We start from the raw sequence: 18,145 nt of genomic DNA, 5'->3' as shown, positions 1-18,145 counted from the left end.
CCGTCGTACGACCCCGGTGCCGACCCGGGCCCTCACATCTGGGACATTTTGATATGCGCAAGAAGACGTATGCTGCGGCCGCCCTGTTCGCCGCCGCCGCTCTGACCCTGTCCGCCTGCGGCAGCGGTGACGACAGCGACAAGGCGGTCGCCGACGTGTCCGTCGAGGCCGACTCCGGCAAGGCCGCGACCGTACTCGACCAGCCGTTCGAGAAGCCGGACCTCGTCCTCACCGACACGGAGGGCGAGAAGTACGACCTCCGCGCGGAGACCAAGGGCGACCCCACACTCGTCTACTTCGGCTACACCCACTGCCCCGACGTCTGCCCGCTGACGATGAACAACCTCGCCGTCGCCAAGAAGGCACTCCCCAAGGCCGAGCAGGACAAGCTCCGCGTCGTGTTCGTCACCACCGACCCCGGCCGCGACACCCCCGCCGCGCTCGGCAAGTGGCTCAAGGGCATCGACTCCGACTTCGTCGGCCTCACCGGCGACTTCGCCACCATCCAGGCCGGCGCCCGCACCCTCGGCATCTCCATCGAGCCGACGTCGAAGGACAAGAACGGCAAACTCGTCTCCGTGCACGGCACCCAGGTCATCGCCTTCTCACCGAAGACCGAAGGCGGCTACGTGCTGTACGGCGAGGACGCCACCGTCGACGACTACATCAAGGACCTCCCCAAGCTCATCAAGGGACAGAACCCGTGAGGCGCACCGTGGGAGCCGCCGTGGTGACCGCCGCGGCCCTGGCACTCGCCGGCTGCGGCGCCAACAGCTCAGCCAACGCCACCGCCAAGCCCCGCCTGAAGGTCAGCGGCGCCTACATGCCCGCCCCGAGCATGGACACCATGGCGGCCGGCTTCTTCACCGTCACCAACACCGGCGGCTCCGACACCCTGACCTCGGTCACCAGCGACCTCTCGGGCGACGTCACGCTGCACTCCACCAAGGACGGCACGATGGAGGAGGAGAAGTCCTTCGCCGTGCCCGCCGACGGCACCCTCGACTTCGCCAGCGGCGGCAACCACCTCATGTTCGAAAAGCTCACCCACCGGCCGAAGCAGGGCGAGAAGGTGTCGGTGGAGCTGCACTTCACCAAGTCCGGCACGGTGAAGATCTCCATGCCGGTGAAGTCCGCGACGTACAACCCGAAGACCGGGCACTGAGGAAGGATCACCTGTGACGCGGACCATCGCTCCCCGTGGCGCCGTGCGTGACACCACACGCGGCGCCGGACGTCGTGGCACCGTGCGGATACGGACGCTGCTGTTGCTGTTCCTCGCCGTCGCCGGCGCGCTCCTGGCAGGCGCCGCGCCCGCCTCCGCGCACGCCGCGCTGACCGGCAGCAACCCGACACAGGGATCGGTGGTCGACAAGGCACCCACCCAGATCTCACTGACGTTCTCCGAGCAGATCGCCCTGTCCGACGGCGCCCTCCAGGTCCTCGACCCCAAGGGCGAGCGCGTCGACACCGGCAGGGCCACCAACCCGAGCGGCACCACCTACGCCGTGAAACTGCACTCGGGGCTGCCCGACGGCACGTTCACCGTCACCTACCAGGTGGTCTCGGCCGACAGCCACCCCGTCTCCGGAGCCTTCACCTTCTCCATCGGCGCGCCCTCACAGACCTCCGTGGCCGTCTCCGCCCAGGAAGTGGGCGGCGGAGTCGTCGGCGCGCTCTACGAGGCCGGACGCTACCTCTCGTACGCCGGATTCATCCTCCTGGTCGGCGGCGCGGCCTTCGTGCTGGCCTGCTGGCAGCGCGGCGCCGGAGTCCGCCCGGTCCAGCGGCTCGTGGTCGCCGGATGGCTCGCACTGACCACCGCCACCCTCGCACTGCTGCTCCTGCGCGGTTCGTACGTCGGCTCCGGCAAGGTCGGCGACATCTTCAACCTGACGCTGCTCGCCGAGGTACTGCAGACCAAGTCGGGCGCCGCACTGGTGTCACGACTGCTGCTGCTCGCCGCCGGCGCGCTGTTCATCGCGGTCCTCTTCGGGGCCTACGTGAAGCGCGACGAGGCCGCCGGAAGCGGCACCGACGCCGACGGCGCCGATCTCGCCCAGGAGAAGAAGGACCTCACCTTCGGACTCGCCATCGGCGGCGCCGTCGTCGCCGCGGGCCTCGCCGCGACCTGGGCGATGGCCGAACACGCCTCCGCCGGCATCCAGACGGGCATCGCGATGCCCGTCGACGTCCTGCACCTGCTGGCCGTCGCCCTCTGGCTCGGCGGGCTCTCCACCCTGCTCGTGGCCCTGTTCCGGGCCCCCGCCGACGCACAGATCGAGGCGGCAGCCGTCCAGCGCTTCTCCCGCGTCGCGTTCGCCAGCGTCATCACGCTGGTCGTGACCGGGATCTACCAGTCGTGGCGGCAGGTCGGCTCCTGGTCGGCGTTCACCGACACGACGTACGGACAGCTGCTGCTCGTCAAGATCGGCCTGGTCGTGGTCCTCGTCGGCATCGCCTGGATCTCCCGGCGCTGGACGGGGCAGCTGACCACGGTTCCGGAGACCGTCACGGCGGGCATGGTCGAACAGCGCGCGAAGACGCGCACCAAGGTCTCCGCGGGCTCCGGCGACTCCCAGCGGGCGGCCCAGCTCGCCCGGCAGCGCGCCGCTGTCGACGGCACCCGCGACAAGCGCCTCCGCGACGCCGACCCGCTCCGCTCCGGCCTGCGCCGCTCCGTACTCGCCGAGGCCGGCGTCGCGGTCGTCCTCCTCGCGGTCACCACGGTGCTGACGTCCACCGAACCGGGACGCACCGAAGAAGAGGCCAAAGCTGCCACCTCGGCCTCCTCCCAGCAGTCCGGACCGCTCTCCCTGAAGCTCCCGTTCGACACCGGCGGCGAGGACGGCAAGGGCACCGTGGAGGTCACCCTCGACCCGGCCCGCGTCGGCGGCAACGAAATGCACGTCTACGTGGTGCGGCCCAACGGCAAGGCCTTCGACGTCCCCGAGGTGAAGGTCGCCTTCACCCTCGAGGCCAAGGACATCGGCCCGCTGCCCGTGACCCCCGACCGCATCGCCACCGGCCACTGGACGGCGACCGGGGTACAACTCCCCATCGCGGGCGACTGGAACATCGCCGTGACCGTGCGGACCTCCGACATCGACCAAGCGACCGTAGACAAGAACGCGAAGATCGGCTGAACCACACCATGGCTGACCAGTCCACGCCGGGAGCCCCTTCCCAGGGGGGCGCCGCCCGGGAGACGTCCCCGCACGCCTCCCCCGAAGAGGGCACCCTCAAAGTGGTCCCCCCCAGGGAGGCCGTTTCCGAAAACGCCTCCCCCGAGGAGGGCATCTCGCGGCGGCGACTGCTGGGCACCGCCGGGGCCACCGGACTCGCGTTCGGCGCGGCGGGCGCGGCAACGGGGTACGCCGCCGCGCCCTCCGGCAAGGCGGTACCGCTCACCTCGCTCGGCATGGACACGGTGATGTTTCACGGGAAACATCAGCCCGGCATCACCACCGCCCTCCACGCCAGCGGCCATCTCATCGCCTTCGACCTCGCGGCCGGCGCGGGCCGCAAGGAAGCCACCGCACTGCTGCGCCGCTGGTCGAGGACAGCCCAGCGGCTGATGGCCGGCGAGGCGGCCGCACAGGACGACACCGACGTCGCGCGTGACGCCGGACCGTCCTCCCTGACGGTCACCTTCGGCTTCGGGCACAGCTTCTTCGCCCGTACGGGCCTGGAGAAGCAACGCCCGGTCGCCCTGGACCCGCTCCCCGACTTCTCCTCCGACCACCTCGACAAGGCACGCAGCAACGGCGACCTCTGGGTACAGATCGGCGCGAACGACGCCCTGGTCGCCTTCCACGCCCTGCGCGCGATCCAGAAGGACGCGGGCAGCGCCGCCCGCGTGCGCTGGCAGATGAACGGCTTCAACCGCACGCCGGGTGCCACCGCCCAGCCGATGACGGCCCGCAACCTGATGGGCCAGCTCGACGGCACCCGCAACCCCAAGCCGTCCGAAACCGACTTCGACCAGCGCGTCTTCGTCCCCGCCTCCGGCGACCCGGCCTGGATGGCGAACGGCTCCTACGCCGTCGTACGCCGGATCCGCATGCTCCTCGACACCTGGGAGCAGCTCTCGGTGCAGGCCCAGGAGGCCGTCATCGGGCGGAAGAAGTCCACCGGAGCGGCGCTCAGCGGCGGCTCCGAGACCACCGGCATGAACCTCGACAAGACCGACACCGACGGGAACCTGGTCGTCCCCATCAACGCGCACGCCCGCATCACCCGCCCCGACCAGAACGGCGGCGCCGCGATACTGCGCCGGCCGTTCTCCTTCCACGACGGCTTCGACACCGACGGGGTGCCCGACGCGGGCCTCCTCTTCGTCTGCTGGCAGGCCGACCCGGTACGCGGCTTCGTCCCCGTCCAGCGCAAGCTCGACCGCGGCGACGCGCTCTCCGAGTTCATCCGCCACGAGTCGAGCGGACTGTTCGCGGTGCCGGGCGGGGCGGCGGAGGGGGAGTACGTGGGACAGCGGTTGCTCGAGGGGTGAGCGGTCCGCTCCGGGCGCGGGCCGCTCACCGCCGCGTTCGATTCCGCAGGGCCGGCCTTCGCACTCCAGGGCGGTTGTTTCCACAGGCGTGAACCGGGTCGCGCCTGGCCCATTAGGGTGAGGTCATGCCAGCCAGCTACGCGTATCTCGGTCCGCAGGGCACCTTCACCGAAGTCGCCCTGCGGACGCTCCCGGAGGTTGCCACCCGGGAGCTCGTCCCGATGGTGTCGGTCCCCGCCGCGCTCGACGCCGTCCGCAACGGCGAGGCCGAGGCCGCGTTCGTGCCGATCGAGAACTCCGTGGAGGGCGGCATCACCACGACCCTCGACGAACTGGTCGCGGGCAAGCCGCTGATGATCTACCGAGAAGTACTGCTGTCGATCACCTTCGCGCTGCTGGTCAGGCCCGGCACGAAGCTGTCGGAGATCAAGACGGTGACCGCGCACCCCGCCGCCCAGCCGCAGGTCCGCAACTGGATGAAGGCCAACCTCCCGGTCGTCCTCTGGGAATCGGCCGCCTCGAACGCGGACGGTGCGCGACTGGTCCAGGAGGGCCGGTACGACGCCGCCTTCGCCGGTGAGTTCGCGGCGGGCCCCTACGGTCTTGAGGCACTGGAGACCGGGATCCACGACGCGGAGAACGCGCAGACACGCTTCGTGCTGGTGGGGCGCCCCGCCCGGCCCGCGGCGCCCACCGGCGCGGACAAGACGTCAGTGGTCCTGTGGCCGCGCGACGACCACCCCGGAGGGCTGCGCGACCTGCTGGGCGAGTTCGCCACCCGGGGCATCAACCTGATGCTGCTCCAGTCCCGGCCCACCGGCGAGGGCATCGGCAACTACTGCTTCTGCGTCGACGCCGAGGGCCATATCTCCGACCGCCGGGTGGCCGACGCCCTGATGGGGCTCAAGCGGATCTGCCACCAGGTGCGGTTCCTCGGGTCGTACCCGCGTGCGGACGTCGGAGTCGAGGGTGTACCCGCTCCGCTCCGGGGGACGTCGGACGGCGAGTTCGTGGCGGCGGCCGACTGGGTGGCGCGTTGCCACGACGGTCGGTTCTGACCCGGCTTCGATCCCGGCTTCGATCCCGGCTTGGGTCTCGGCTTGGGTCCCGGCTTGCTCCGGTTGCGGTCCGGTTCCGACGACTCCCGTCTGCCGCTCAGCCATGCCCTGAGCCGGGCTGGCACCAGTCATCAGCCACCAGTCGTACCTGCTGATTTTCGTCATCCACAAGAGTTATCCACAGGCATGGTTCTCGACCTGGGGACAAGTCGACAACGGAGGGCTGCATCGTCGACAAATCGGCCTGTGGGGCCTTGGTTCGTCCACAGGCCGGCACGTCACCCCTCGTCCACTTTTTTCCTTCGGTCAATCCTATGGAGCGAAGCATTTCTGCTCGAATCCACTCGAACGTGGGTGTAGGCATGGTTTGGCCAGGGAATCCCTCGCCCCGGTCGCGAATTTCGGAATGATCACTTCCGTAGTCCACAGATCATCCACACAACCTGTGGATAACTTCACGGAGGCCCGGAGCCCTGTGGACAACTCGGTTCTCAAGTCCCGCTTCCCGCAAGGGGATACGGTCAACAGACCGCCCGCCACCTGCTCCGATTCAGGGAGCCGGGCCCTTTTATTGACGCGCATAACTGATCAAGAAATCCAGTCCGGCATTTGCCCCATTACGGGACAGAAGTCATGGGCCGGAATATCGAGTCGTTGGCGGGAAGCACGCACCGGTAACCTTGAGGGGTGATTGACCTTCGCCTGCTCCGTGAGGACCCCGACCGTGTTCGCGCCTCCCAGCGCGCCCGTGGAGAGGATGTCGCGCTCGTCGACTCCCTCCTCTCCGCCGACGAGCGGCGCAGGTCGTCCGGCCTCCGCTTCGACGAGCTGCGCTCCGAGCAGAAGGCGCTCGGCAAGCTGATCCCCAGGGCCTCGGGCGACGAGAAGGCCGAGCTGCTGAAGAAGGCCGGTCAGCTGGCCGCCGACGTCAAGGCCGCCGACGCCGAGCAGCACGAGGCGGACGAGGCGGCCAAGCGGCTCCTCCTCCAGCTCGGCAACGTGGTGCACCCCGACGTCCCGGTCGGCGGCGAGGAGGACTTCGTCGTCCTGGAGACGCACGGCACGATCCGTGACTTCGGCGCCGAGGGCTTCGAGCCGAAGGACCACCTGGAGCTCGGCGAGGCGCTGGGCGCGATCGACGTCGAGCGCGGCGCCAAGGTGTCGGGCTCGCGCTTCTACTACCTCACCGGTGTCGGCGCGCTCCTGGAGCTCGCCCTCGTCAACGCGGCGATCGCGCAGGCCACCGAGGCCGGCTTCATCCCGATGCTGACCCCGGCGCTGGTCCGCCCGCGCGCCATGGAGGGCACCGGCTTCCTCGGCCAGGCCGCGGAGAACGTCTACCACCTGGAGAAGGACGACTTCTACCTGGTCGGCACCTCCGAGGTCCCCCTCGCCGCGTACCACATGGACGAGATCCTGGACGCCGACAAGCTGCCCCTGCGGTACGCCGGCTTCTCGCCGTGCTTCCGCCGGGAGGCCGGCACGTACGGCAAGGACACCCGCGGCATCTTCCGCGTGCACCAGTTCGACAAGGTCGAGATGTTCTCGTACGTCGCTCCCGAGGACGCCGAGAACGAGCACCAGCGGCTCCTGGACTGGGAGAAGCAGTGGCTGACCGCCCTCGAGCTGCCGTTCCAGGTGATCGATGTGGCCTCGGGCGATCTCGGTTCCTCGGCGATCCGCAAGTTCGACTGCGAGGCGTGGATCCCGACCCAGGGCAAGTACCGCGAGCTGACCTCGGCGTCCAACTGCGAAAGCTTCCAGGCCCGTCGGCTGTCGGTCCGCATGCGGGACGGCAAGAAGGTGCAGCCGCTCTCGACGCTGAACGGCACGCTGTGCGCCGTACCGCGCACGATTGTGGCGATCCTGGAGAACCACCAGCTGGCCGACGGTTCCGTACGGGTGCCGGAAGTCCTGCGTCCGTACCTGGGCGGCCGTGAGGTCCTGGAGCCGATCTCCAAGTGACCGGCACTACCGGATCGACCGGGTCGTTCCCTTACAAGCTCGTCGCGACCGACCTCGACGGGACACTGCTGCGTTCCGACGAGTCGGTCTCGCCCCGTACGCGTGAGGCGCTCGCCGCGGTCACCGCCGCGGGCGCCGCGCACATCGTCGTCACCGGGCGCGCGGTGCCCTGGACCCGGCACATCCTCGACGACCTCGGTTATCAGGGGCTCGCGGTGTGCGGTCAGGGCGCGCAGGTGTACGACGCGGGGGAGCACCGGCTGCTGACCTCGGTGACGCTGGACCGGCAGCTGGCCGGGCTGGCGCTCGCCAAGATCGAGGCGGAGGTCGGCCCGCTCCTGCTGGCGGCGAGCCGTGACGGGCTGGACGGCGAGGTGCTGGTCGCGCCCGGTTACCGGAGGCTGGAGGGTTCGCTTCCGGTCGTACCGCTGAGGGACGCGGCGGACCTCTGGGCGGCGCCACTGAACAAGGTGTACGTACAGCACCCGACGCTCTCCGACGACGAGCTGGCCGCGGTGACCCTGAGGATCGCGGGCGGTCTGGTCGGCGTGACCATGGCGGGTGCCGGGATCGTGGAGCTGCTGCCCCTCGGTCTCTCCAAGGCGACGGGGCTGTCCCTGGCGGCCCGCCGTCTCGGTGTGAAGGCCGCGGACACGATCGCGTTCGGGGACATGCCCAACGACATCGCGATGTTCGCCTGGGCGGCGCACGGGGTGGCGATGGCCAACGCCCACGAGGAGCTCAAGGCGGTCGCGGACGAGGTGACGGCCTCCAACGAGGAGGACGGCATCGCGGTGGTGCTGGAACGGTTGCTGGCGCCGTAGCCGCGGTGCGGGCGCCGTAGCCGCGGTGCGGCGTCTTACGGTGGATCGCAGCGTGCCGGATCCCGTGGCAGGGTGCCGGACGCCATGGCCCGGCGCTCGTGAAGGTGTCTTGCGGAGGATGCACGAATCGAACGCGCGCGGGGGTTCAGCCCCGACCGCGACCTGCTTCTGATGGAGCACAGCGCAAGCCGGTGCCTTGCCTCTCGGCCAATCCTCCGGGTGGGCGGCCGTCGCGCGATGCGCGCTCGAAGCGGCCGCCCCGAGCAGCCCCCCGTGCGAGGCGGGTTCGACGGAGGGTAGCTACTCCGGAACCCGCCGCGGGCCGCCCTGTCGGGAGCTCGACGAACTGTTCCTGATGAACATCGTCGCGCCCCTCTCCCAGAACATGGCGCCGATTCGAACCGGCGGCGTTGACACAACTACTGTGCCCGTACGCCGAGTTGGGCGCCACCGAATAAAGCCGGGGCGAGAAGACGTGGTTGGCCGGAGTGGGAGTCGAGCCTGACCGGGACGGGAAGCCGGGGCTAGCCGCGGCGCCACCTGCGACGGCGGGCCTTGCTGAAGAACCATCCCGCGGGCGGTTCGTCGGAGCGCCAAGGCTGCGGATCGGGTCCCCCTTCGCGCCAGCGGGCGGCGAGCATACGCGCGCGGGCCGATGGCTCGGCCGTCTCGGCGGACCGTATGAAGTCCTGGTCCAGGACAAGGTCGTCCCAGGCTTCGTCGGACCGCTGGTCCACCGACCGCTCGCGACCGTCACCCCGTTGTTCCTCGGTTGCCATCCCCGTTCCTCCTGGCCGTGCGTCCCCGTTTGTCCAGTGTGCACAGACAGACGTGAAGCCGCTGTCAAGAAAGGAGGGCTCCACGCGCGCGTGCACGGCGACAGCAGGCACGCGCGCGTGGAGCCCCGCTCACTCCTCGCCGGCCAGCGTCAGCGTGCGCAGCTTCTGCCCGGCGTACCAGGTGGCGGCGACGGTGACCACGACCAGCAGCACCGTCGCGGTCGGCAGGCTGACGTCCGAGGTGACGAGGTTGCCGTCGGTGACCTTGTGGCCCACCGCGAGCGCCCACTGCTGGACGCTGAGGGTGCGCGCGCCGGACACCAGTGACCCGAAGAGGGCTTCCCAGACGAGGGCGTAGACGAGGCCGAAGACAACGGCGTGCCGGGTGATGGTCCCCAGGAGGAGGAACAGCGCGGCGTACGCGATCGAGGCGACCAGGGCGGCGACGGTGTAGGCGACGGCGATCTGCTGGCCGTTGCCGTTGAGGATCATGCCGGCGATGAACGTCGGCACGGCCGAGAACGCCATGGTGACGGCGACGGCGACGATCAGTTTGGTGAAGATGATCGTGGGCCGCTTCAGCGGTTTGGCGAGCAGGTACACCACCGAGCCGTCGTCGATCTCGGGGCCGATGGCGCCGGTGCCGGCGATGACGCCGATGATCGGCACCATCGTGGCGAGCGCGAACCCGCCCAGTACGTCGGCGGCGACCTGGTCGTCGGCTCCGGTGAAGCCGCGTACGGCCACGGCGATGATGATGAGGAGCACGGGAAGGGCGCCGAGAATGAGGGCTCGGCGGCGGCCGAGCAGGGCTCGATACGTGAGCCTGGCGACTGTGGGGTCGTACATCTTCGGCCTCCTACGCCGCTACGAGATACGAGAAGACGGACTCGAGGGACTCGTCGGACGGCGAGACCGTGAGCAGCCGGATGCCGCTGTCGCGTGCGACCCGGGGCAGCAGCGCGGTGAACCGGCCGAAGTCGACGGCCTGGATGCGCAACGCGCCCTCGGCGAGGTCCACTTCGATGCCGGACGTGGACGGGTCGGCGATGAGTGCGGCGGCGAGTGCCCGGTCGTCGCTGGAGCGGACGAGGTAGCGGTGCGGCCGGTCGGTCATCAGCCGGCGGATGCGGCGGAAGTCGCCGCCTGCCGCGTGCCGTCCGGCTACGACCACCTCGATGTGGGCGGCGAGTTGCTCGACCTCTTCGAGGATGTGGGACGAGAACAGCACGGTGCGGCCCTCGTCGCCCATGCGGCGCAGCAGGTCCATGAGCTGCATGCGCTGGCGCGGGTCCATGCCGTTGAAGGGCTCGTCGAGGAGCAGCAGGGACGGTTCGTGGACGAGCGCGGACGCCATCTTCACGCGCTGGCGCATGCCTTTGGAGTACGTCGAGATCTTGCGGTCCTGCGCGTACTCCATCTCGACGGTGGCGAGGGCCCGCTGGGCGGCCTTGCCACCGAGGCCGTGCAACTCGGCGTTGGCGACGACGAACTCGCGCCCGGTGAGGAAGTCGTACATTCCCTCGCGCTCGGGGACGATGCCGATCTGCTTGTAGATCTGTTCGTTGCGCCAGGTGGGCCGGCCGTCAAGGGTGACGGTGCCGGTGGAGGGGGCCAGGAAGCCGCCCATCATGTGGATGAGGGTGGACTTTCCAGCACCGTTGGGGCCGAGCAGGCCGGTGACCCCGGGGCCGATGGTCATGGTGATGTCGTTGACCGCCACCACGTTGCCGAACCAGCGTGAGACGTGGTCGATGTTGAGCGTGGTCACAGCCCGACCTTTCGGTAGCGGCGCATCAGGAGGCCGTAGCAGCCGGCGATGAGGCCCAGGACGACGATGAGGTAGACGACGCCCTGCGCGGACGAGGGGCCCTCCCCTCCGGGGAACGCCGAGGTGGCGCCCAGGAAGGCCGTCTGGACTCCGTCGATGAGGGTGATCGGGGAGAACAGGCCGAGCCAGGGGACGGCCCCGGTGCTGGACTGCTCGAAGGCGATGGCCTGGACGGTGGACACGGCTCCGTAGGTGATGGTCAGAGCGGCGATGACGGCCGCGATGCCGAAGCCGCGGCGCGGGGTGATCGCGGAGATGACCAGGCCGATGCCGGCGAAGAGGAGCGACAGGAGCGCCACGGAGACCAGTCCCTGGCCGAAGCCCTTGGTCTGGTCGGCGAAGTCGAGCTTGGCCAGGAGGGCCCCTACGTAGAGCACGATCAGCGGCGCCGCGGTGAGGGCGAAGAGTGCCGAGGCGAGGGCCGCGTACTTGGCGCCTACGTAGTCGGCGGTCTCGATGGGGCGGGAGAAGTACAGCGGCACGGTCTTGAAGCGCAGGTCCCGGGAGACGGACTGGGGTCCCTGGGAGGCCACGTAGAGGCCGATGACCGCCTGCATGATGATCGCGTAGCGGGTGTAGTCGACGGGCAGGTCCTTGAGGTTGGTGGCGACCGCGACCGCCACCATGATCAGCGCGGGGACGCACATCACCACGAAGAGCAGCATGGGCAGGACCTTGGACTTGACCGAGCGGCCGAGTCCGTAGGAGCCGCGCAGGGACTGCGAGTACAGCGAGCGGCGGGCGTAGGCGCGGCCCAGGCGCGGCCCGTCGTAGTTGCGGTAGCCGATGTTGTGGATGCGGGTCTGTTCGCCCGCGCCCGTTGTGGGCAGGACCTGGGGCTGCTCAACCGCCATGGCCGACCGCCTCCTTCCGCTGCTCGCGCTCGTCGCGTTCGCCGCTCTGGTCGTGTCGGTCGCTCTCGGTGTTGAAGACCTCGGCGATGTGGTGCCTGCGCTGTTCCATACGGACCAGGCCGAGGCCGAGGTCGGCGACGATGTCGCGGACGAGGTCGTAGGTCTCCTCGCCGTCGGCGGTGAGCAGCAGGATGTGTCCGGCGCCCGGCAGGCCGCTGCCGTCGTGGGTCTCCACCCCGCGCGCGAGGAGCACGTCGCGTACGGCGCGGGTGCCGTCCGGGTGCTCGTCGGTGTCGGTGACCTCGATGGCGAGGGTCGTCGTCTTCTGGGTGAAGTCGGTGGTGGAGCTGGACCGCAGCAGTTTGCCGCCGTCCACCACGACGACGTGGTCGCAGGTGCGCTCCAGTTCGCCCAGGAGGTGCGAGGTGACGAGGACCGAGATGCCGAAGTCGGTGTGGATACGGCGGATGAGGCCGAGCATCTCGTCGCGGCCGACCGGGTCGAGGCCGTTGGTCGGCTCGTCGAGGAAGACCAGTTGGGGGTCGTGGACGAGGGCCTGCGCGAGCTTGACGCGCTGCTTCATGCCCGTCGAGTAGCCGCCGATGGGGCGGTACCGCTCCTCGTAGAGGCCGACGTGGCGCAGCGTGTCCGCGGTGCGCTCGCGGGCCGCGGCCGGCGGGAGTCCGGACATGCGCGCCATGTGGACGACGAACTCGGTGGCCGAGACGTCGGGCGGCAGGCAGTCGTGCTCGGGCATGTACCCGACTCGCTCACGGATGGCGCCGCCTTCGGTGGCGACGTCGAGGCCGAGCACTTGTGCGCGGCCCTCCGTGGCGGGGGACAGACCCAGCAGGATCTTGATCAATGTGGACTTGCCGGCTCCGTTGGCTCCGACGAGTCCGGTCACACCGGGTCCGACGTCCACGGAGAGCCGGTCAAGAGCGGTCACCCTGGGGAACCGCTTGCTCAGGCTTTCGGTCGCGATCACAGTCACGGTTCGAAGGTAGTGGCGCACGCCACAGCGGGTCGTCAGACCAGGGAGCTGTATCGGCGTCCCTCTTCAGGTGTAGGGGCTCCGTAAGGGTCCCCCCTGAGGTCGAACAACCGGCGAAGGGTTATCCACATCGGCCCGGCTGTCCACAGCGGTCGCGCAGGCCTATTGACGCAGCCCCCAACCATTGTCACATTCATCAGTGTCAAGTTACGGGCACGTACGGCGATCGTGGTGGACGGACGGTGGCATGAGCGGTGCGGCGACAGGTGAACTCTCCGCGGAGCTGCGGGGGTTCAGGGAGGTGCAGCGGCTCGCCTACGAGTGCGCGGAGGCGGTCGCGGCACGGCTGAAGCCGGGGGTGACCGAGCGCGAGGCGGCGCGTATGCAGCGTGAGTGGTTGCGCGGGCGCGGGGTGCGGGACTGGTTCCATCTGCCCTTCGCCTGGTTCGGGGACCGCACGGCGTTCGTCAACTTCCGTATCCCGCTCCAGTTCTTCCCCACCAACCGTCGGCTGAAGGCGGGGATGCCGTTCATCCTCGACCTGGCCCCGGTCCACAAGGGCTTCACGGCGGACATCGGCTACTCGGGCTCCCTGGGGCTGAATCCCGTTCAGGACAAGCTGATGGCCGGCCTCAGGGCGCACCGCGAGCTGATCCTGCGCGAGGTGCGTGAGCGTCGCCCGCTGCGCGAGATCTACCAGGACGTGGACCGGCTCATGGTCCGCCAGGGCTATGCGAACCGGCACCGTGCCTATCCGTTCGGTGTGATCGCCCACAAGGTCGACCGGGTGAGGGAACGCCCCTGGTCGCCGCGTCTGTTCGGGTTCGGCACCCAGTCCCTGAAGGGACTGGTGAGCGACGCGCTGCACGGTCACCGCGACGGCTGGTCGCCGCTGTGGTCGCCGTACAGGTTCTCCGACCATCCGCCCCGTCCGGGGCTGTGGGCGGTCGAACCACACCTCGGATTCCGGGGTACGGGCGCGAAGTTCGAGGAGATCCTGGTCGTCACGGACTCGAGGGATCCCGAAGCGAGCGCGTTCTGGCTGGACGACGATCTGCCGCACGTGCGGCGCTGGGCGGAGGACAAGTGAGTCTCAACAGGGCGCGCGAGCGCTGGGTGCGGACGGGCGGAGTCGAGCTGTGCGTGGCGGAGCTGGGCGATCCGCGGCAGCCGACGGTCGTGCTCGTGCACGGCTATCCGGACTCCAAGGAGGTGTGGACCGAGGTCGCCGGGCGGCTCTCCGAGCACTTTCACGTCGTGCTGTACGACGTCCGCGGGCACGGCAGGTCGTCGGCGCCGCAGCCGCTGCGGGGCGGGTTCACGCTGGAGAAACTGACGGAGGACTTCCTGGCCGTCCTGGACGCGGTCAGCCCTGACGAACCCGTGCACCTGGTGGGGCACGACTGGGGTTCGGTGCAGGCATGGGAGTTCGTCACGGTCGCCCGCACCGAGGGCAGGATCGCGTCCTTCACGTCGATGTCCGGGCCCTCCCTCGACCACTTCGGGCACTGGATCAAGCAGCGCGTGAAGCGGCCCACTCCGCGCAGGGTCGGTCAGCTCCTGGGCCAGGGCGCCAAGTCCTGGTACGTGTACCTGCTGCACACGCCCGTGCTGCCCGAGCTGGCCTGGCGCGGCCCCCTGGGCAGACAGTGGCCGAAGATCCTGCGGCGCGTCGAGAAGGTCCCCGCGGACGGCTACCCCACGCCGTCGCTGCCCTCGGACGCGGCGCACGGCGCCTGGCTGTACCGGGACAACGTACGGGCGCGGTTGAGCAGGCCGCGCGAGGACGCGTACGCGCACGCGCCCGTGCAGCTCATCACGCCCCTGGGGGACGCCTTCCTCTCCGAGCGGCTCTACGACGGGCTGGAGCAGTGGGCCCCGGGCCTGGTGCGCCGTACGCTCCCGGCCAAGCACTGGGTTCCGCGCACCCGGCCCGATCAACTGGCTTCCTGGATCACCGAGTTCGTGCGCGCCAACGAGGACGGGGTGCCCCTGGGAGACACCGTGGCCACCGGCAGGCACGCGGACCGGTTCGGCGGTCAGCTCGTGCTGGTCACCGGCGCGGGAAGCGGCATCGGGCGGGCCACGGCCTTCGCGTTCGCCGAGGCCGGCGCGCGCGTGGTGGCCGTCGACCGTGACGCGGAGGGCGCGGCCCGCACGGCGGAGATGTCCCGGCTGATCGGCTCCCCCGAGGCCTGGGCCGAGACCGTCGACGTCTCCGACGAGCAGGCGATGGAGAAGCTCGCCGTGAAGGTCGCCACCGAGTACGGCGTGGTGGACGTGCTGGTGAACAACGCCGGGATCGGGCTCTCGGGGTCCTTCTTCGACACCACTCCCGAGGACTGGAAGAAGGTCCTCGACGTCAATCTGTGGGGCGTGATCCACGGCTGCCGGCTCTTCGGGAAGCAGATGGCCGAGCGCGGACAGGGCGGCCACATCGTCAACACCGCGTCGGCGGCGGCGTACCAGCCGTCGAAGGCCCTGCCCGCCTACAGCACCTCCAAGGCGGCCGTGCTGATGCTCAGCGAGTGCCTGCGCGCGGAGCTGGCGGGGCAGGGGATCGGCGTCTCGGCGATCTGCCCCGGCTTCGTCAACACCAACATCACCTCGACCGCGCACTTCGCCGGTGTCGACGAGAACGAGGAGCGGCGGCGCCAGAAGAAGTCGGCTCGGCTGTACGGGCTGCGCAACTACCCGCCCGAGAAGGTGGCCGACGCGATCCTGCGCGCCGTCGTCCGCAACCAGGCGGTCGTGCCCGTCACCCCGGAGGCCCGCGGCGCCCACCTCATGTCCCGCTTCACACCGAGAGCGTTGCGCGCGGTCGCCCGGCTGGAGCCGCCGCTGTGAGCGGATCGACCAGCGAATCGGCCGATGGCTTCATGAGTGAGGACTCCGTGGGCAGCGAATCGGCTGATGGCTCCGTGGGTGAAGAGTCCGTGGGCGAGGAGTCCGTGGGCGAGGGCCACCGCACGATCACTCCGCGTCGGGTGTCCTTCGACTGGGAGAGCACCCCGCTGCACTGGATCCCGGACGAGCCCACCGCCACGCACGTCATCAACGTGCTGCATCTGCTGCTGCCCGCGGGGGAGCGGTGGTTCGTGAAGGTCTTCAAGGAGGCGCTCGCGCTCGTCGACGACCCCGAACTCCTCAAGGACGTCAAGGGGTTCATGGGCCAGGAGGCGACGCACAGCGTGCAGCACGCGTACGTCCTGGAGCACCTGGCGGCACAGCGGCTCGACACCGCGGACTTCACCCGGTACGTCGACTTCCTCTTCGAGGTGCTGCTCGGCGAACGGCCGCCGCTGGGAGCGCCCATCGCGCCGCGGGAGTGGCTGCGCGTCCGGCTGTCGGTGATCGCGGCGATCGAACAGTTCACCGCGGTACTGGGCGACTGGGTGCTGGCCGCGGAGGGCCTGGATCTCGCCGACGCCGACGAGGTCATGCTCGACCTGCTGCGCTGGCACGGCGCGGAGGAGGTCGAACACCGCGCGGTCGCCTTCGACATGTACCAGCACTGCGGCGGCGAGAGCCTGCCCCGGTACGCGCGCCGGGTCGCGGGCATGGCGGTCACCGCGCCCGTGCTGCTCTACCTGTGGGGGTGGGGAGCTGCCTACCTCATCCGCCACGACCCGCAACTCGCCGGACGCCTGCGCTATTCGCTCGCCGCCCACAACAGGGCCGTACGCAAGGGGCTGTTGCCCACCTGGAAGGAGCTGGGAGCGGCCGTACCCCGCTATCTGCGGCGGTCGTACCATCCCTCGCAGGAGGGCTCGCTGGGCCGGGCGGTGGAGTACCTCGCGCAGTCGCCGGCGGCCCGCTCCGCGGCGGGAGCGATCGGCCGGGCGGCCATCGCGTAGCGACTTCGCCGGGCGACTCCGCCCGGCGACTCGGGAGGGCGGGGAGCGTGAACGAGGAGTCGGTGGATGCGGTGGGCACGGCTGGTGCGGTGAGTACGTCCGGTACGGCCGGTTCCGCCGGTGCGGTGAGCGTCGCGGGGGCGGGAGCCGGGCTCGGTCCGGCGGCGCGTGTCGATCCGGCGGCGCAGGCGGGTCCACCCGACCTCGCCGGTCCACCCGACCAGGCCGGATCAGCGGCGCAGGCCGATCAAGCGGCGCATGCCGGACCGCCGGCACAGCCCGGCCCCCCGGCGCACCCCACCCAGCCGACGCAGCCCGGCCCCGCGGCGCAGACCATTCCGCTGGCAGAGCCCAATGGCACAGCGCAAGCCACCCCGCCAACACAGCCCACTCTCGCGTCGCAAGCCACCTCGCCCGCACAGCCCGCTCTCGCGTCGCAAGCCACCCCGCCCGCACAGCCCGATCCCGCGGCACAGACCACTCCGCCGGTCCAACCCACGTACCGCATAGAGGATCTGGCACATCACAGTGGTGCCACGGTCCGCACCATCCGTGCCTATCAGGATCGTGGTCTGCTCCCCCGCCCCGAGCGGCGCGGCCGTGCCAACGTGTACGCGGACGCGCATCTGGCCCGGCTGCGCCAGATCGCCGACCTCCTTGACCGGGGGTACACGCTGGCCTCGATCAAGGAGCTCCTGGAGGCCTGGGACGCGGGCCGGGGTCTGGGCGGGGTCCTCGGTCTGGTCGCGGAGGTCGACGGGCCGTGGACGGACGAGGAGCCGGTACGGATCTCCCGGGCCGACCTGGACGAGCGGTTCGGCGGCAGCCCGGACGCCGCGGCCCTCGCCGACGCGATCGCGCTCGGTGTACTGGAACCCGTGCCGGGGGACGAGGAGCTCTTCCTCGTTCCGAGCCCTCAAGAGCTGGATGTGGCGGTCGAGTTGTACGCGGCGGGGGTTCCGCTGCCCGCGATCTCCAGTCATCTGAGGGAGTTGAGGGGCCAGGTCGAGCACATAGCCTCCCGCTTCCTGGAGTTCACGACCGAGCACGTGTTCGCCCGCTATCTGGGGGGACACGCCCCGTCGGACGCGGAAGCGGCCGAGGCGGCCTCCCTCGTACGACGGCTCCGGCCGCTCGCCCAGCAGACCGTGGACGCCGAACTGGCCCGTGCCATGCGGTTGTTCGCCAACCGGTATCTGCGTCAGCAGCTCGGCGCGGACAAGGTGCCGCAGCCCATGGACGAGGCGCATTTCGTGGCGATCCCGGCCACGACAACAGACGCGATCGCGAGGCTGGTTGGCGCCGGGCAGGTCGACGCCTTCATCGCCGCGGCCGCCGAACGGGAAGTCCAGGCCCGTACCTTGGATCAGCTCACAGCAAACCACAACAAGAAGAACATAGTTGGCTAAATACCCTGATAGATCTGGTGAGTTGTCCACAGAATCGCCAATTCCCCTGTGGATAACTGGACTTGGC

Annotated in this window: 16 protein-coding genes and 1 tRNA gene; 11 read left to right on the top strand and 6 right to left on the bottom strand. The window is 69.9% G+C overall.

Annotation, left to right across the window (positions count from 1 at the left end):
* Window positions 1-53 precede the first annotated feature (53 nt).
* From ACIBLC_RS14685 to ACIBLC_RS14655, 7 genes are all read left to right on the top strand, one after another.
* Entirely contained in the window at window positions 54-707 is a 654-nt protein-coding gene (locus ACIBLC_RS14685) for an SCO family protein (RefSeq protein ID WP_399211274.1), read from the top strand.
* Entirely contained in the window at window positions 704-1,165 is a 462-nt protein-coding gene (locus ACIBLC_RS14680; protein WP_399211272.1) for a copper chaperone PCu(A)C, read from the top strand. The genes ACIBLC_RS14685 and ACIBLC_RS14680 overlap by 4 nt, the downstream gene beginning before the upstream one ends.
* 13 nt (window positions 1,166-1,178) lie before the next feature.
* Window positions 1,179-3,146: a copper resistance CopC/CopD family protein gene (locus ACIBLC_RS14675; protein ID WP_399211271.1), complete on the top strand. Its 1,968-nt coding sequence runs from the start codon at window positions 1,179-1,181 to the stop codon at window positions 3,144-3,146.
* 8 nt (window positions 3,147-3,154) lie between these two features.
* A complete protein-coding gene (gene efeB, locus ACIBLC_RS14670; protein WP_399211270.1) occupies window positions 3,155-4,507 on the top strand; it encodes an iron uptake transporter deferrochelatase/peroxidase subunit in 1,353 nt (450 codons plus the stop codon).
* A 125-nt stretch (window positions 4,508-4,632) separates the two neighbouring features.
* Window positions 4,633-5,565 carry a prephenate dehydratase gene (pheA, locus tag ACIBLC_RS14665; RefSeq protein ID WP_399211269.1) on the top strand — a complete coding sequence of 311 codons (933 nt, stop codon included), beginning with the start codon at window positions 4,633-4,635 and terminating at the stop codon, window positions 5,563-5,565.
* A gap of 687 nt (window positions 5,566-6,252) precedes the next feature.
* On the top strand, window positions 6,253-7,530 hold the full coding sequence (serS, locus tag ACIBLC_RS14660; RefSeq protein ID WP_399211268.1) for a serine--tRNA ligase: 1,278 nt from the start codon (window positions 6,253-6,255) through the stop codon (window positions 7,528-7,530).
* Window positions 7,527-8,354: an HAD family hydrolase gene (locus ACIBLC_RS14655; protein ID WP_399211267.1), complete on the top strand. Its 828-nt coding sequence runs from the start codon at window positions 7,527-7,529 to the stop codon at window positions 8,352-8,354. Before serS ends, ACIBLC_RS14655 begins: the two co-directional genes overlap by 4 nt.
* 112 nt (window positions 8,355-8,466) lie before the next feature.
* Here ACIBLC_RS14655 and ACIBLC_RS14650 read toward each other — a convergent pair.
* The 6 genes from ACIBLC_RS14650 to ACIBLC_RS14625 form a co-directional block, all read right to left on the bottom strand.
* Window positions 8,467-8,571 (bottom strand) — tRNA-OTHER (locus tag ACIBLC_RS14650).
* 307 nt (window positions 8,572-8,878) lie between these two features.
* Window positions 8,879-9,133: a hypothetical protein gene (locus tag ACIBLC_RS14645; RefSeq protein WP_399211266.1), complete on the bottom strand. Its 255-nt coding sequence runs from the start codon at window positions 9,131-9,133 to the stop codon at window positions 8,879-8,881.
* 129 nt (window positions 9,134-9,262) lie between these two features.
* Entirely contained in the window at window positions 9,263-9,982 is a 720-nt protein-coding gene (locus tag ACIBLC_RS14640) for an ABC transporter permease (protein ID WP_399211265.1), read from the bottom strand.
* Between the two features lie 10 nt (window positions 9,983-9,992).
* Window positions 9,993-10,904, bottom strand: a complete 912-nt coding sequence (locus ACIBLC_RS14635) for an ABC transporter ATP-binding protein (RefSeq protein WP_399211264.1) — start codon at window positions 10,902-10,904, stop codon at window positions 9,993-9,995.
* On the bottom strand, window positions 10,901-11,818 hold the full coding sequence (locus ACIBLC_RS14630) for an ABC transporter permease subunit (RefSeq protein WP_399211263.1): 918 nt from the start codon (window positions 11,816-11,818) through the stop codon (window positions 10,901-10,903). The genes ACIBLC_RS14635 and ACIBLC_RS14630 overlap by 4 nt, the downstream gene beginning before the upstream one ends.
* Window positions 11,808-12,806 carry an ABC transporter ATP-binding protein gene (locus ACIBLC_RS14625; protein WP_399211423.1) on the bottom strand — a complete coding sequence of 333 codons (999 nt, stop codon included), beginning with the start codon at window positions 12,804-12,806 and terminating at the stop codon, window positions 11,808-11,810. The genes ACIBLC_RS14630 and ACIBLC_RS14625 overlap by 11 nt, the downstream gene beginning before the upstream one ends.
* Before the next feature lie 253 nt (window positions 12,807-13,059).
* Here ACIBLC_RS14625 and ACIBLC_RS14620 point away from each other — a divergent pair, with 253 nt between their 5' ends.
* The 4 genes from ACIBLC_RS14620 (at window position 13,060) to ACIBLC_RS14605 (ending at window position 18,078) form a co-directional block, all read left to right on the top strand.
* Complete coding sequence (locus ACIBLC_RS14620; RefSeq protein ID WP_399211262.1) at window positions 13,060-13,902, top strand: M24 family metallopeptidase; 843 nt, start codon at window positions 13,060-13,062, stop codon at window positions 13,900-13,902.
* Window positions 13,899-15,659, top strand: coding sequence for an SDR family oxidoreductase (locus ACIBLC_RS14615; protein ID WP_399211261.1), 1,761 nt, complete (start codon window positions 13,899-13,901; stop codon window positions 15,657-15,659). Before ACIBLC_RS14620 ends, ACIBLC_RS14615 begins: the two co-directional genes overlap by 4 nt.
* 32 nt (window positions 15,660-15,691) lie before the next feature.
* Entirely contained in the window at window positions 15,692-16,669 is a 978-nt protein-coding gene (locus ACIBLC_RS14610) for a metal-dependent hydrolase (protein WP_399211260.1), read from the top strand.
* 506 nt (window positions 16,670-17,175) lie between these two features.
* On the top strand, window positions 17,176-18,078 hold the full coding sequence (locus ACIBLC_RS14605; protein WP_399211422.1) for a MerR family transcriptional regulator: 903 nt from the start codon (window positions 17,176-17,178) through the stop codon (window positions 18,076-18,078).
* Window positions 18,079-18,145: the final 67 nt, after the last annotated feature.

The sequence above is a fragment of the Streptomyces sp. NPDC050535 genome, from assembly GCF_044457665.1.
In the GTDB taxonomy this organism is placed as follows: Bacteria; Actinomycetota; Actinomycetes; order Streptomycetales; family Streptomycetaceae; genus Streptomyces.
This window is presented reverse-complemented; position numbering and strand designations above follow the sequence as displayed.

Bases quoted from the DNA above. Each gene is read 5' to 3' on its own strand.
- ACIBLC_RS14685 (WP_399211274.1), top strand. From the start codon at position 54: ATGCGCAAGAAGACGTATGCTGCGGCCGCCCTGTTCGCCGCCGCCGCT.
- efeB (WP_399211270.1), top strand. From the start codon at position 3,155: ATGGCTGACCAGTCCACGCCGGGAGCCCCTTCCCAGGGGGGCGCCGCC.
- pheA (WP_399211269.1), top strand. From the start codon at position 4,633: ATGCCAGCCAGCTACGCGTATCTCGGTCCGCAGGGCACCTTCACCGAA.
- ACIBLC_RS14645 (WP_399211266.1), bottom strand. From the start codon at position 9,133: ATGGCAACCGAGGAACAACGGGGTGACGGTCGCGAGCGGTCGGTGGAC.
- ACIBLC_RS14640 (WP_399211265.1), bottom strand. From the start codon at position 9,982: ATGTACGACCCCACAGTCGCCAGGCTCACGTATCGAGCCCTGCTCGGC.
- ACIBLC_RS14630 (WP_399211263.1), bottom strand. From the start codon at position 11,818: ATGGCGGTTGAGCAGCCCCAGGTCCTGCCCACAACGGGCGCGGGCGAA.
- ACIBLC_RS14620 (WP_399211262.1), top strand. From the start codon at position 13,060: ATGAGCGGTGCGGCGACAGGTGAACTCTCCGCGGAGCTGCGGGGGTTC.
- ACIBLC_RS14610 (WP_399211260.1), top strand. From the start codon at position 15,692: ATGAGTGAGGACTCCGTGGGCAGCGAATCGGCTGATGGCTCCGTGGGT.